Raw genomic sequence first — 13,101 nt, 5'->3', positions numbered from 1 at the left:
AGGCCAGTGGTCTATTTTAATGAACCGGAATCCTCTGGAAAGGGGAGCATTATGGGTGACAGCCCCGTACGGGTAGAGTTGGAATGGATCCTTGAGTAAGGCGGGACACGTGAAATCCTGTCTGAACATGGGGGGACCACCCTCCAAGCCTAAGTACTCCTCGACGACCGATAGCGAACTAGTACCGTGAGGGAAAGGTGAAAAGCACCCCGACAAGGGGAGTGAAATAGTACCTGAAACCGGATGCTTACAAACAGTCGGAGCCTGAAATGGTGACGGCGTACCTTTTGTATAATGGGTCAGCGACTTAATTTAACGAGCAAGCTTAAGCCGGTAGGTGTAGGCGCAGCGAAAGCGAGTCCGAATAGGGCGACTTAGTTCGTTGGATTAGACCCGAAACCGGGTGATCTAGCCATGAGCAGGCTGAAGGCAAGGTAACACTTGCTGGAGGGCCGAACCGGTGAATGTTGCAAAATTCTCGGATGACTTGTGGCTAGGGGTGAAAGGCCAACCAAACTCGGTAATAGCTGGTTCTCCGCGAAATCTATTTAGGTAGAGCGTCAGACCTATACTCTCGGGGGTAGAGCACTGGATGGGCTAGGGGTCCCCACAGGATTACCAAACCTAACCAAACTCCGAATACCGAGAAGTACTATCTGGCAGACACACGGCGGGTGCTAACGTCCGTCGTGAAAAGGGAAACAACCCTGATCGCCAGCTAAGGCCCCTAAGTCGTGGCTAAGTGGGAAAGGATGTGAGAATCCCAAAACAACCAGGATGTTGGCTTAGAAGCAGCCATCATTTAAAGAAAGCGTAACAGCTCACTGGTCTAAATAAGGGTTCTTGCGCCGAAAATGTAACGGGGCTCAAGCCACGCGCCGAAGCTGCGGGTGCATCGCAAGATGCGCGGTAGCGGAGCGTTCCGTAAGCCTGTGAAGCGGGATCCGTGAGGACCCGTGGAGGTATCGGAAGTGAGAATGCTGACATGAGTAACGGAAAGGCGTGTGAGAGACACGCCCGCCGAAAGTCCAAGGGTTCCTGCGTAAAGCTAATCTGCGCAGGGTCAGCCGGCCCCTAAGCCGAGGCCGAAAGGCGTAGGCGATGGGAATGAGGTGAATATTCCTCAGCCTGTGGATGGTGACGAACGCCTTAAGTTGTTCAAGCTTACTGGATTGCTTGGGCAGCGACGGAGTTCCAGGAAATAGCCTCCACGTTATAGACCGTACCCGAAACCGACACTGGTGGACTGGTAGAGAATACCAAGGCGCTTGAGAGAACGATGCTGAAGGAACTCGGCAATTTACCTCCGTAACTTCGGGATAAGGAGGCCTCCTCGGTGGGCAACCATTGGGGAGGGGCACAGACCAGGGGGTGGCGACTGTTTAGCAAAAACACAGGGCTCTGCGAAGTCGAAAGACGACGTATAGGGTCTGACGCCTGCCCGGTGCCGGAAGGTTAAGAGGAGGGGTGCAAGCTCTGAATCGAAGCCCCGGTAAACGGCGGCCGTAACTATAACGGTCCTAAGGTAGCGAAATTCCTTGTCGGGTAAGTTCCGACCTGCACGAATGGCGTAACGACTTCCCCGCTGTCTCCAGCATCGACTCAGTGAAATTGAATTCCCCGTGAAGATGCGGGGTTCCTGCGGTTAGACGGAAAGACCCCGTGAACCTTTACTATAGCTTTGCACTGGCATTCGTGTCGTCATGTGTAGGATAGGTGGTAGGCTTTGAAGCCGGGGCGCCAGCCTTGGTGGAGCCACCCTTGAAATACCACCCTTGAAGATATGGATGTCTAACTGCGGCGCGTCATCCGCGCCCAGGACAGTGCATGGTGGGTAGTTTGACTGGGGCGGTCGCCTCCCAAAGCGTAACGGAGGCGCGCGAAGGTGGGCTCAGAGCGGTCGGAAATCGCTCGTTGAGTGCAATGGCATAAGCCTGCCTGACTGCGAGACTGACAAGTCGAGCAGAGACGAAAGTCGGCCATAGTGATCCGGTGGTCCCACGTGGACGGGCCATCGCTCAACGGATAAAAGGTACTCCGGGGATAACAGGCTGATGATGCCCAAGAGTCCATATCGACGGCATCGTTTGGCACCTCGATGTCGACTCATCACATCCTGGGGCTGGAGCAGGTCCCAAGGGTTCGGCTGTTCGCCGATTAAAGTGGTACGTGAGTTGGGTTCAGAACGTCGTGAGACAGTTTGGTCCCTATCTGCCGTGGGTGTAGGAGATTTGAGAGGATCTGTCCTTAGTACGAGAGGACCGGGATGGACGTACCTCTGGTGTACCTGTTGTCGCGCCAGCGGCACAGCAGGGTAGCTATGTACGGTCGGGATAACCGCTGAAGGCATCTAAGCGGGAAACCCACCTCAAAACGAGATCTCCCTCGAGAGCCGTGGAAGACGACCACGTTGATAGGCCGGACATGTACGCCTGGTGACAGGCTCAGTGGACCGGTACTAATAGCTCGATCGGCTTGATCGCTCTCATTAGTCCATGCCCAATCGCCGCCAATCGCGGCGCGACATGACCAAAGACACAAACAGCGTTATCGAAAATTCGTGCTTCGCCGGCCTGGTGGCTATGGCGAGGGGACTAAACCCGATCCCATTCCGAACTCGGCCGTCAAAACCCTCAGCGCCGATGGTACTTCGTCTCAAGACGCGGGAGAGTAGGTCGCCGCCAGGCCCGCTAAGCACGAAACAATCACTCTTCACGATCACCACCTCACGCGGGGTGGAGCAGCCCGGTAGCTCGTCAGGCTCATAACCTGAAGGCCGCAGGTTCAAATCCTGCCCCCGCAACCAAAGACACAACATCACAACAAGCCCGATGCATGCCCAAAACATGCCTCGGGCTTCCTGCGTTACACCAGCCAAAATAACATACAGAACAAAACAAGAACAAAAACCGCCGGAAATACCAAATCATGGCTCACTACACATCGGCGAATACTTGAAACAACTCGCCATCGGGCGCGCAAATGCCCGGCCATAATGCCTCAGGTATCTGTCGCACGCACGACGCAGCCGAGGCGTAGAGGGCAGAACGGCGGCCCCACCGCCAAGCCCGTTCCAGCCCCCGGAGACCACGCCCGCAACGATGAGACAGACTATCCCGGTCTCGGCCGCGAGAACGCGCCGGATCGGGGGGGGGGTGGCAGCCTCCGACGCTTGCGACGAATTTCCGTCGACGGTGACCTGGGCGGGCAACCTCTACGCTCTAGTTTGTCCCCCATGCGCGAGGTGCGCCGTGGCGGAAGCCGATCCCCGTCCACAATCCCCGGAGACCTATCCGTGCCGACAAGGGACACAATCGGGCGCCCGATTCTTCGGCAGATCCCTCGGGTCGGGCCGTACGGCACGCCTATCGTGGAAGAAGCGGTTCATCTCGTGGACTCGTCGCAAGACGAGCGCCGCTTCGCCGCCTCAATGCCCGCGGCATCGGTTCGGCGGCGCAAAACCACGTCTGCGATGCCGCCCGCGGTGGCCCGGTGACCGTTCCCGAGATCGCGTCTGCGGGATCCACGGCGGCCGCTTCTGCCGGGACGGCGGTCAGCGTCACCCGGTTCCGGCTGCGGACGCTTCTGTTCGCGCCGTCCTTCTTTCTCCACGCCCACCGCACGATCGTTCAAATCCGCAAGGCCGACGGTTTCGTCGCCGGCGCCGTGCTGCGGGATGCGCATTTCGCCTTCTGGACGCTGACGCTCTGGCGTGACGACGCCGCGATGCGCACCTACGCCACGAGCGGCGCACACCGGCGCGCCATGCCCCGCCTCGCCGAATGGGCGGACGAGGCCAGCGTGGCGCATTGGAGGCAGGCGGGCGCGCGCCTGCCGGACTGGACCGAAGCCGCGCGGCGCCTGCGCGCCGAAGGCCGCCCCCTGCCGCTTCGCCATCCGGCCCCGAGCCACGCGAACCACGGCTTCGCCGCCCCCGCGACGACGCGCGGCATGCGGATCTGAGCGCCGAGGGCCGCGCGCGCGCCGTTCTCTCACGCCCGCGCCGTGACGCCCGCCGCCTCCGCCGCCGCGGCGAGCGGCGCGTCTGCCTTGATCTCCCGGGTCGCCATGAAGGTGACCGTCCGCTTCACCCCGGGAAAACGGCAGATCTCGTGGCGCAGCAAGGTGTCGAGCGCCGCCATATCCGGGGCGAGGAGGTCGAGGAGATAGTCCGCCTCGCCCGTCGTCGCGTGGCAGCGTCGGACGAGGGGATGTCGTTTCGCGGCGGTCTCGAAGGCGTCGGCGAACTCGAAATCGATGGAGACCTGGACGAACGCCTCCAGCGCGAGGCCCAATCGCGCCGGATCGAGGTCCGTGCGGTAGCCCCGGATCAGTCCCGCCTCCTCGAGCGCCTTCACCCGCGCCCAGCACGGCGTCTTGCTTAGGGCGACGGCGTCGGCGAGGGCGGCGAACGACAGCCGCGCGTCCGCCTCCAATGCGCGGATGATCTTGCGATCGATCGAATCCATGCCCATTCGTTCCGTCATCGGCTGCTCTGGTAGGCGATCGTACTGAGGCGGTGCGGTTCACACCACCCACTCGAAACAATGTTCCGCGCCGCGCGGTCTATTCTCGGAGCTCGATCGACGAGCGCCCGAAGGCGCCGAGGGGACCCGCCATGGACCGACGCGAATACCACGCCCGCATCGAAGCGCCGCAGATGCTCGATTACGGGGTCTATCTTCAGTGCGACAAGCTCCTCACGTGCCAGAAGAGCCTCGCCGACATGGTCAACGGCGACGAATTGCAGTTCCAGATCGTCCATCAGGTCGAGGAGCTCTGGATGAAGCTCATGGCCTACACGCTCGTCGACGTGATCGGCCATCTCGAAGCGCAGGAGACCCACCGCGTCCTGACGCTGATGGAGCGGGTCCACCGCCTGATGCGCCTGATGACGACCCAGCTCGACGTGCTCGAGACCATGTCGCCGAAGGAATATCAGGAGATCCGTCTCCAGCTCGGCAACGGCAGCGGCCAGGAATCCCCCGGCTTCAAGCTCCTGCTGCGGCTGCCCTACGATCTCTGGGACGCCTTCAAGGCGCACTATCTCGATGCCCCGGGCCTCAGCGTCGCCGATGTCTATGACGGTCGTTACGATCACGGCGCCGCCTACGCGGTCGCCGAGGCCCTGGTGGAGTTCGACGAACTGTTCCAGAAATTCCGCGCCCACCATGTTTATCTGATCCAGCGCTCGATCGGACTCGGGGCGAAGTCGCTCAAGGGCCGGCCGGTCGAAATCCTCAAGGCCGGCGCGCACCATTGCTTCTTCCCGGAGCTCTGGGATATCCGCAGCGCCATGACCGACGCCTGGGGCGCCACCTACGGCGTCGTGCGCGAGGCGATCCACGAGCCGCGGGAGACGCACGGCTGACGCCCGGTGCGGTTGGATGGCGGCGGCCTTCAGGCTTCGGCTTGGCCCGCCGCCTCGGTCCGGCGCCGGCGGCGCCTCGGCCCCCGAACAGCCCGGTCGGCCTGACCAGCAGAATCACGCACAGCATGACGCCGATCGCGACGATCTGGAGCGCGGCGGCACGCGCCTGCTGGTCGGTCGGCACCACGGCACTGACCAGGGCACCCGAGCCCGCCCAGATCGCCCACACGAGCAGGCTGCCGACGAGCGCGCCCACATTGCTGCCCGAACCGCCGACGATGAGCATCACCCAGACCTGGAAGGTCAGCGTCGGCAGATAGTTCTCCGGTGCGATGAAGCCGATGAAATGGGCCTGCACCGCCCCGGCGAGGCCCATGACGGCGCCGCCGAGGGCGAAGGCCTGCACCCGGTAGAGGCGTGCATTCTTGCCGAGGGACATCGCGGCGCGTTCGTCCTCCCTGAGCGCCTTGAGGACGCGGCCCCACGGGCTCGCGGAAAGGCGGACGAGAGCCAGAAAGACGACCGCGACCACCATTGCAACAATCGCGAGATTGGCCACGTTGAAGAGAAGGGGCCGTTCCGCTAACCCCGCGAACGGACGCGGAATGAAGCCGACGCCGAAGGGGCCTCCCGTCAGCCTCTGGGCATTGAGCGCGACCAGTTGCACGACCACGGCGACGCCGAAGGTCGTAATGGCGAGATAATCCGCTTTGAGGCGAAGGGTCGCGAGCCCGGTCAAGGCGGCGACGAGGCCGGCGGTGACCATCGCGGCGAGCCAGCCCGCAATGATCGGCCAATCGAGCCCGCCGAACCGACCGGGGTCGTCCGGCGTCGTCAGCAGCGCCGAGGTGTAGGCGCCGATCGCGACGAAGCCGGCGATGCCGACATTGAAGAGACCGGTCAGGCCCCATTGCACGTTGAGGCCGAGGGTGATGAGGGAAAAGACGAGCGCGGTCGTCAGGAAGAAGGCGCCGTAGGCGATGAGTTCCATGAAAGTCTTCCCCTACCGTTCCCTGACGCCGAACAGGCCGATCGGCCGGAAGAACAGCACCGCCATCAGAATCACGAAGGCCACCGCGGCGCGCCATTCGGCCCCGATGAACTGCACCGCCGCCGCCTCGCTGATGCCGATCACCAACCCGCCGATCACCGCGCCCGGCACGCTGCCGATGCCGCCGAGGATCGCGGCGGAGAACATCGGCAGGAGCATGTCGAACCCCATCAGCGGCCGGACCTGAACGAGCACGCCGATCATCACCCCGGCGACGCAGGCGAGCGCCCCGCCGATCAGCCAGGTGAGGCGCACGACCCGCGCGACGTCGATGCCGACGACACGGGCGAGCATCAGGTTCTGGCTCACCGCCCGCATCTCGCGGCCCGCCTGCGTGCGCGTCATCAGGAGATGGACACCGGCGACCAGCACGGCGGTCAACGCCAGCAGGGCGATCTGGTCCGGCGTGATGCGGATGCCGAAGCCGACCGGCATCGCGATCTGGATCGCGCGGCTGAAATAGGCCGGGCGGGAGGAGAACAGGAACTCGAGCAGGCTGCGCATCGCCATCGACGCCCCGAAGCTCGCCATGACGACGATGATCATCTGCCCCTTGGCCCTCAGTCGCGCGAACAGAACGGCATCGAGCGCGAGGGCGAGGAGGCCGGTGAAGGCCATGCCGACGAGGAGCGCCACCACGAGGGGCCATCCGAACGAGAGCGGCGCGAAGGGATGGACCTTGCCCACGATCGCGCCGATCGCGCTGACCACGGTGAGGGTCGCGTAGGTGCCCCAAGCCATGAAGTCGCCGTGCGCGAAGTTGGAGAAGCGCAGGATCGAATAGGTGAGCGTCACGCCGATCGCGCCGAGGCCGATCATCGCGCCGCTGAGAAGGCCGTCGACGAGGAATTGCAGGCTCATCGCTCGCCTCCTTCGGCGGGCCGCGCGTGACGCTGGCCCAGATAGAGCTCGGCGACGGCGGGGTCGTTCCAGAGATCGGCGGCGGCGCCTTCGTGGGCGTCCCGCCCTTCGACGAGCACGTAGGCGCGGTCGCCGATGGCGAGCGCGGCCTTGGCGTTCTGCTCGACGAGCAGGATGGTGACGCCGGTGCGGCGAACCGCGCTGAGCATCTCGAACACGGTCGATACGAATTTCGGCGACAGGCCGGCCGACGGCTCGTCGAGGACGAGGAGCTTCGGGTCGACCATGAGGGCGCGGGCGACGGCGAGCATCTGGCGTTGACCGCCGGAGAGATTGCCCGCGGCCGTCCGGCGGCGTTCGACGAGATCGGGAAACAACGCGTACATGGCGGCGATGCGCGGCGCGATCAGCGCCTTCGGCAGCACCCCGCCGGCAACCTTGAGATTGTCCTCGATGCTCATCAGCGGAAAGATGTTCTCGGTCTGCGGCACGAAGGCGAGGCCGCGGCGGACGAGCCGATGCGCCGGCACGTTGGTGATATCGTCGCCGTCGAGCCGAACCGTTCCGGCGCTCACCGGAACGAGACCGGCGATCGCCTTGATGAAGCTCGACTTGCCGGCGCCGTTCGGACCGAGCACGACGACGATCTCGCCGCGCCCGACGCTGATCGAGGCGCCGCGCACGATCGGCACCCCCGGCTCGTAGCCGGCGACCAGGTTCTCGACGACGAGGAGCGGCGTCCCGGCGACGAGAGGCTCGGCGGCGCCGGTCATGCCGCGCCTCCGAGATAGGCTTCGACGACGCGCGGATCGCGTGCGACGGCGTCGGGGGTGCCCTCGCAAAGCTTGCGACCGGACGCCATGACGATCACGCGGTGGCAGAGCCGGCTCACCATGTCGATGTTGTGCTCGATCAGGAGAAAGGTGATCCCGCGGGCGTTGATCTCGCGGATGCGGTCGATGATGACCTCGAGGAGCGTGGCGTTGACCCCGGCGGCGGGCTCGTCGAGCAGGATGATCGCGGGATCCGCCATCATCACCCGCGCGAGTTCGAGAAGCTTGCGCTGGCCGCCCGACAGCACCTTGGCGGGTTCCTCGGCCAGCCGCTTGAGAAGCACGAGTTCCAGAAGCGCCATTGCCTTGTCGCGAGCGGCCTTTTCCTCCGCCCGCACGCGGCCGGACGCGACGAAGTTCATGACGAGCCGCTCGCCCGTCTGGCCCTGGCGCGCGAGCAGCACGTTGTCGAGCAGGGTCAGGTCCGGGAAGGGGCGCGGTATCTGAAATGTCCGCCCGAGGCCGCGCCGGATGCGGCGATGGGCGCCCTCTCGCGAGACGTCGACCCCTTCGATGGCGATCCGGCCCGCGCTCGGCGGCACGCTGCCGGCCACGAGATCGAACATGGTCGTCTTGCCGGCGCCGTTCGGGCCGATCAGGCCCAGAATCTCGCCGCGGCCGACGGAGAACGTCATGTCGTCGACGGCGACGAAGCCACCATAGCGCTTGGTGACGCCGGCGACGCTCAAAACGGCCGGCGGGGACTCGGCGGCCCCGAAGCCTCTGTCCATCGCAACCCTCGGAATTTTATGTTTTTGATATGTGATCACACTTGTCTTGATCAAACTATTGGGCTCAAATCGCGGGTGCAAGGGCAAAGTGAGGCGGGGGTGCCTCGCGACAAGGGCGGAGATGGGCGAGCGCGATGGACAAGAGCGCCAAGCGGCGGGACGAGACGGGTGCCGGACCGCGCTTCCTTCCAGTGGAACGCGAGACGGTTCAGGATCGCGTCTATGCCGAATTGCGCCGGGCCTTGATCTGCGGCCTGTTCGAGCCGGGGCAGGTGCTGACCATTCGTGGCCTCGCCGACGAACTGGTGACGAGCACCATGCCGGTGCGCGAGGCGCTCGGCCGCCTCATCAGCGAGAAAGCGCTGGAAGCGCTGCCAAACCGGTCGGTTCGCGTGCCCACGGTCACGCTCGCGCGGCTCGATGATCTGCTGCGTATCCGCATCCTGATCGAGGGCGAAGCGATCGCGCTCGCCGCGCCGCAGATGGCGGCGTCGGATGTCGCGCGGGTGCGCGCCATCCTCCACGAGTGGGATGAAATGCGGAACCTGAGCCTGCGCGGCGACTTCGACCGCGAGGTCACGCTCAACCAGAGCTTCCACTTCGAAATCTACCGATCGAGCGGATCGGCCGTGCTGATGCCGATGATCGAGAGCTTGTGGCTCCAGTCCGGCCCCTGCATCCGCGAGGCGGCCTATGCCTTTTCGGAAGCCGGCGAGATCGACACCGGCCATCATCACCGCCTCATCGTCGAGGCGCTCGCCGCCCACGATGCCGCGGCGGCGCGGGCGGCCCTCGTCGCCGACATCAGCCGCCCTTTCGAGGTGCTGCGCCGCAAGCTTCGACACGAGACCCAATCCGGCGGGGAGCCCACATGAGCGCAGACAGCACGACCGGACGGACCATCGTCATCCGCGAGGCGCGGTCGGGACTCGCCGTTACGGCGCGCCTCCTTGCCGAGAAGGCCCCGGAGAACGTCGCCTTCCTGTGGGCCTATCTCGAGACGCCGCGGCTGGTGCCGGGCCTCCACGCGATGTGGACGGGGCCGGAGATTTCGTGCCCCATCCCACCGGACCATCTCGCCGGCGCGGCCTATGCGAACCCGCTGCCGGCCGAGAACGCGACGCTGCATCCGCAGCCCGGCGACATCGTGCTCGCCTACGTGCCGGCACGCATGTGGGGCGGCAATCCGAGCCCGATCTTCGATATCGGGCTCTTCTACGGGCCCGGTGCGCGGATGTTCTTCCCCATCGGCTGGCTCGCCGGAAGTGTCGTCGCGGAGATCGCCCCGGAGCAACGCGCGGCCCTCGCCGCCGCGTGCGGCGTGATCCGTCGCAACGGCGCCTGCGAGATATCGTTCGCACGCGGAGAGGCGTGATATGGGGGCCGACGACAGCTTCGAGCTTTACGACCTCAGGGTCGAGGCGGTGGTCCCAGACGGTGCGCCGATCTATTGCGGCGCCAAGCCCGGGGATCATTTCGAACTGCGCGGCGAGATGCTGACGCTGCCACCGGGGCAGGGCTTTTCGATCTATTCCCTGGCCGCGGTCCTCCCTCTGCTCGCGGCCAAGCAGCGGCCGACCCATCCGAACGATTGGATGACGTCGGATGCCGAGATCGCCTGTCCCGATCCGAATTGCGGGTCGCGGCTGCGCATCGTCCGTCTCGGCAAGCGCCGCTTCAGCCACGCCGAAACCACCGCCGTGCCGCTGCCGGACGCATCCGCCGTGTCCGCGCGGTCCTCAGACGAACCGAGGGAAGAATGAGCCCGACGACCTTCGACCTCGCGCCCGGCTACGCCGTTTCCCGCGTCGTCCGCGGCGGCTGGCAACTCGCCGGCGGCCACGGCGCGATCGACCGCGCCCAGGCGGTCGACGACCTGATCGCGGCCTTCGATGCCGGCATCCGCGCCTACGATTGCGCCGACATCTACACCGGCGTCGAGGAACTGATCGGCGCGGCGCGCCGTCGGCTCGCCGACGAGCGCGGCCTAGCGGCTGCCCGCTCCGTCAAGGTTCACACCAAGCTCGTTCCGGACCTCGATCAACTCGCCTCGGTGAGTCGAGATTATATCCGCGGCATCGTCGATCGCTCGCTCGCCCGCCTCGGGGCGGAGCGGCTCGATCTCGTTCAGTTTCATTGGTGGGATTATTCGTTCGGGGCCTATGTCGACGCCCTCGGCTGGCTGGACGATCTGAGGCGGGAGGGCAAGATCCACCTTCTCGGCACCACCAACTTCGACACGCCGCGGCTCTCCGAGATCCTTGAGGCGGGCATCCCGCTCGTCAGCCAGCAATTGCAGTATTCCGTGCTCGACCAGCGGCCGACCCACGGCCTGTCCACCCTCGCCGCCGCGCACGGCGTCCATTTCCTCTGCTACGGCTCGGTCGCCGGCGGCTTTCTGTCCGATCGGTGGCTCGGGGCGCCGGAGCCCGTGGGCGTGCTCGAGAACCGCTCGCTCGTGAAGTACAAGCTCGTCATCGACGATTTCGGCGGCTGGGACCTGTTCCAGGCGCTCTTGCGCGCGCTGCGCGCGGTGGCCGATCGGCATCAGAGCGATATCGCGACGATCGCCAGTGCGTGGGTGCTCGAACAGCCGCGGGTCGCCGCGGTGATCGTCGGCGCGCGCAACCGTGCCCATGCCCTCGCCAACGCCCGGATCATGCACACGACGCTCGAGGCGCGCGACCGCGCCGAAATCCACGCGGTCATCGCCCAAAGTCCCGGCCTCGAAGGAGACGTCTACACCCTCGAGCGGGACCGTACCGGCCGGCACGGTGCCATCATGCACTACAACCTCAACGACGGCCGCACCTGACGACGCTTTGCCTTCCGCGCCGGGGTGCGAGCGGACGCTCCCGAACGTGCCTTCGACGCGAAACGTGCCTTCCCGACATCGCAACGACATCGAGACGACAATCATAACCAGGGGACCAACGATGAAGCACACCTTCCTTGCCGCCGTGAGCGCGCTCGCGCTCCTCTCCGTTCAAGGCGGCCTGACCGCCGCGCAGGCGGCCGATTGCACCATTCCGGTCGGCGTCGTCATGGAGCTCACCGGTCCGGCCGGCGAATATGGCCAGGCCGGCGCGAAGTCGGTCGAAATGGCCTTCCGCGACATCAACGAGGCGGGCGGCGTGAACGGTTGCAAGCTCGTCACCGACACGCGCGACAGCCAGAGCCAGGGCAACGTCGCGGTCGACGCGGCGACCCAGCTCGTTCAGGTGAAGAAGGTGCCGGTCGTGATCGGCGGCATCATCTCGTCGGTGACCATCCCGATCCTCACGTCGGTGACGGCGCCGGCGAAGGTGGTCCAGGTCTCGCCCGCCTCCTCCTCGCCGACGCTCACCGCCCTCGGCCGCGACGGCAAGACCAACGGCATCTTCTTCCGCACCATCACGTCGGATGCGCTGCAGGGCGTCGCCGCGGCGAAGTATGCGGTCGATCAGGGTCTCAAGAAGCTCTCGATCATCTACGTCAACAACGATTTCGGCGTGAACATGGTCAAGGAGTTCTCGCGCGCCTACAAGGCGCTCGGCGGCGAGATCGTCTCCGCGACGCCCTACAACGAGAAGCAGTCGAGCTATCAGTCCGAGGTGACGGCGGCTCTCGGCGGGTCGCCGGAAGGTCTCTATCTCGTCAGCTATCCGGTCGACGGCGCCACCATCGCCCGCACCTGGATCTCCCAGGGTGGCCCGCAGAAGTTCCTGCTCAACGACGGCATGAACAGCACGGACTTCATCGAGGCCGTCGGCGCCGATTATCTGAACGGGGCCTACGGCACGTCGTCCGGCACCAGCCCGACCAAGTCGACGGCCTATTTCAACGAGAACTACAAGGCGTTCTCCAACATCGACCCGTCCAACCCGGCGGCCGACCGCTCCTACGATGCGGGCGCGATCGTCGGTCTCGCCATCGCGGAAGCCGGCTCCCAGGACCCGGCCAAGATCCGCGAGGCGATCTACAAGGTGGTGGATCCGAACGGCACGCCGATCTATGCCGGCAAGGAGGAGTTCGCCAAGGCGCTGAAGCTCATCAAGGAGGGCAAGCCGATCCGCTATGAGGGCGTGATCGGACCCGTCACCTTCGATCAATATGGCGACATCACCGGCCCGTTCCGGCTCTGGAAGATCACCGACGGCAAGGTCACGACAACCGGCGAGATGACGACAGACGACGTCGCCAAGCTCCAGGCCCAGATCAAATAAGGGCTCGGCCGGACGACGCTATGGGGGCGCCCGGGTGGCGCCCCTTTTT

General features: G+C 65.0%; 11 protein-coding genes, 1 tRNA gene, 2 rRNA genes and 1 pseudogene (1 of these 15 running past the window's edge). 10 read left to right on the top strand and 5 right to left on the bottom strand.

What is annotated here, in order from left to right; all coding sequences use genetic code 11:
* From F0357_RS07900 to F0357_RS25165, 4 genes are all read left to right on the top strand, one after another.
* A 23S ribosomal RNA gene (locus tag F0357_RS07900) occupies positions 1–2,483 on the top strand (it extends 247 nt beyond the left edge of the window).
* 89 nt (positions 2,484–2,572) lie between these two features.
* Positions 2,573–2,687 (top strand): 5S ribosomal RNA (gene rrf, locus F0357_RS07895).
* Positions 2,688–2,729: 42 nt separating this feature from the next.
* A tRNA-Met gene (locus tag F0357_RS07890) sits at positions 2,730–2,806 on the top strand.
* A 686-nt stretch (positions 2,807–3,492) separates the two neighbouring features.
* Entirely contained in the window at positions 3,493–3,963 is a 471-nt protein-coding gene (locus F0357_RS25165; protein WP_208948259.1) for a DUF3291 domain-containing protein, read from the top strand.
* Between the two features lie 29 nt (positions 3,964–3,992).
* Here F0357_RS25165 and F0357_RS07880 read toward each other — a convergent pair whose 3' ends face one another.
* Entirely contained in the window at positions 3,993–4,469 is a 477-nt protein-coding gene (locus F0357_RS07880) for an Lrp/AsnC family transcriptional regulator (protein ID WP_246161405.1), read from the bottom strand.
* A gap of 149 nt (positions 4,470–4,618) precedes the next feature.
* Here F0357_RS07880 and F0357_RS24450 point away from each other — a divergent pair.
* Positions 4,619–4,990 (top strand): annotated as a pseudogene (locus F0357_RS24450) (tryptophan 2,3-dioxygenase family protein); the annotation flags it as partial.
* 250 nt (positions 4,991–5,240) lie between these two features.
* Here the strand turns inward: F0357_RS24450 and F0357_RS07870 are convergent.
* Genes F0357_RS07870 through F0357_RS07855 form a run of 4 tightly spaced genes read right to left on the bottom strand, consistent with a single transcriptional unit; the run spans position 5,241 to position 8,847 of the window.
* On the bottom strand, positions 5,241–6,362 hold the full coding sequence (locus F0357_RS07870) for a branched-chain amino acid ABC transporter permease (RefSeq protein WP_153479830.1): 1,122 nt from the start codon (positions 6,360–6,362) through the stop codon (positions 5,241–5,243).
* A 12-nt stretch (positions 6,363–6,374) separates the two neighbouring features.
* Positions 6,375–7,283, bottom strand: coding sequence for a branched-chain amino acid ABC transporter permease (locus tag F0357_RS07865; RefSeq protein ID WP_153479829.1), 909 nt, complete (start codon positions 7,281–7,283; stop codon positions 6,375–6,377).
* Positions 7,280–8,056, bottom strand: a complete 777-nt coding sequence (locus tag F0357_RS07860) for an ABC transporter ATP-binding protein (protein ID WP_153479828.1) — start codon at positions 8,054–8,056, stop codon at positions 7,280–7,282. The genes F0357_RS07865 and F0357_RS07860 overlap by 4 nt, the downstream gene beginning before the upstream one ends.
* Positions 8,053–8,847: an ABC transporter ATP-binding protein gene (locus F0357_RS07855; protein ID WP_153479827.1), complete on the bottom strand. Its 795-nt coding sequence runs from the start codon at positions 8,845–8,847 to the stop codon at positions 8,053–8,055. The genes F0357_RS07860 and F0357_RS07855 overlap by 4 nt, the downstream gene beginning before the upstream one ends.
* 134 nt (positions 8,848–8,981) lie before the next feature.
* Between F0357_RS07855 and F0357_RS07850 the strand changes: the two genes are divergently transcribed.
* From F0357_RS07850 to F0357_RS07830, 5 genes are all read left to right on the top strand, one after another.
* Entirely contained in the window at positions 8,982–9,722 is a 741-nt protein-coding gene (locus F0357_RS07850) for a GntR family transcriptional regulator (protein ID WP_153479826.1), read from the top strand.
* Positions 9,719–10,222 carry a DUF3830 family protein gene (locus F0357_RS07845; RefSeq protein ID WP_153479825.1) on the top strand — a complete coding sequence of 168 codons (504 nt, stop codon included), beginning with the start codon at positions 9,719–9,721 and terminating at the stop codon, positions 10,220–10,222. The genes F0357_RS07850 and F0357_RS07845 overlap by 4 nt, the downstream gene beginning before the upstream one ends.
* A gap of 1 nt (position 10,223) precedes the next feature.
* Positions 10,224–10,610: a TIGR04076 family protein gene (locus tag F0357_RS07840; RefSeq protein WP_153479824.1), complete on the top strand. Its 387-nt coding sequence runs from the start codon at positions 10,224–10,226 to the stop codon at positions 10,608–10,610.
* Positions 10,607–11,662: an aldo/keto reductase gene (locus F0357_RS07835; protein ID WP_153479823.1), complete on the top strand. Its 1,056-nt coding sequence runs from the start codon at positions 10,607–10,609 to the stop codon at positions 11,660–11,662. The genes F0357_RS07840 and F0357_RS07835 overlap by 4 nt, the downstream gene beginning before the upstream one ends.
* A 121-nt stretch (positions 11,663–11,783) precedes the next feature.
* Positions 11,784–13,052: an ABC transporter substrate-binding protein gene (locus F0357_RS07830; protein WP_153479822.1), complete on the top strand. Its 1,269-nt coding sequence runs from the start codon at positions 11,784–11,786 to the stop codon at positions 13,050–13,052.
* Positions 13,053–13,101 lie beyond the last annotated feature (49 nt).

Origin of the sequence: Segnochrobactrum spirostomi, from assembly GCF_009600605.1 — a bacterium.
GTDB classification, from domain to species: Bacteria; Pseudomonadota; Alphaproteobacteria; order Rhizobiales; family Segnochrobactraceae; genus Segnochrobactrum; species Segnochrobactrum spirostomi.
Note: the sequence above shows the minus strand (reverse complement) of the source record. Positions and strands in the feature narration are given on the sequence as shown.

What these genes read in the sequence shown, in the direction of transcription:
- F0357_RS07880 (WP_246161405.1), bottom strand. Translation starts at nt 4,469, where the DNA reads ATGGATTCGATCGATCGCAAGATCATCCGCGCATTGGAGGCGGACGCG.
- F0357_RS07870 (WP_153479830.1), bottom strand. Translation starts at nt 6,362, where the DNA reads ATGGAACTCATCGCCTACGGCGCCTTCTTCCTGACGACCGCGCTCGTC.
- F0357_RS07865 (WP_153479829.1), bottom strand. Translation starts at nt 7,283, where the DNA reads ATGAGCCTGCAATTCCTCGTCGACGGCCTTCTCAGCGGCGCGATGATC.
- F0357_RS07860 (WP_153479828.1), bottom strand. Translation starts at nt 8,056, where the DNA reads ATGACCGGCGCCGCCGAGCCTCTCGTCGCCGGGACGCCGCTCCTCGTC.
- F0357_RS07855 (WP_153479827.1), bottom strand. Translation starts at nt 8,847, where the DNA reads ATGGACAGAGGCTTCGGGGCCGCCGAGTCCCCGCCGGCCGTTTTGAGC.
- F0357_RS07850 (WP_153479826.1), top strand. Translation starts at nt 8,982, where the DNA reads ATGGACAAGAGCGCCAAGCGGCGGGACGAGACGGGTGCCGGACCGCGC.
- F0357_RS07845 (WP_153479825.1), top strand. Translation starts at nt 9,719, where the DNA reads ATGAGCGCAGACAGCACGACCGGACGGACCATCGTCATCCGCGAGGCG.
- F0357_RS07840 (WP_153479824.1), top strand. Translation starts at nt 10,224, where the DNA reads ATGGGGGCCGACGACAGCTTCGAGCTTTACGACCTCAGGGTCGAGGCG.
- F0357_RS07835 (WP_153479823.1), top strand. Translation starts at nt 10,607, where the DNA reads ATGAGCCCGACGACCTTCGACCTCGCGCCCGGCTACGCCGTTTCCCGC.
- F0357_RS07830 (WP_153479822.1), top strand. Translation starts at nt 11,784, where the DNA reads ATGAAGCACACCTTCCTTGCCGCCGTGAGCGCGCTCGCGCTCCTCTCC.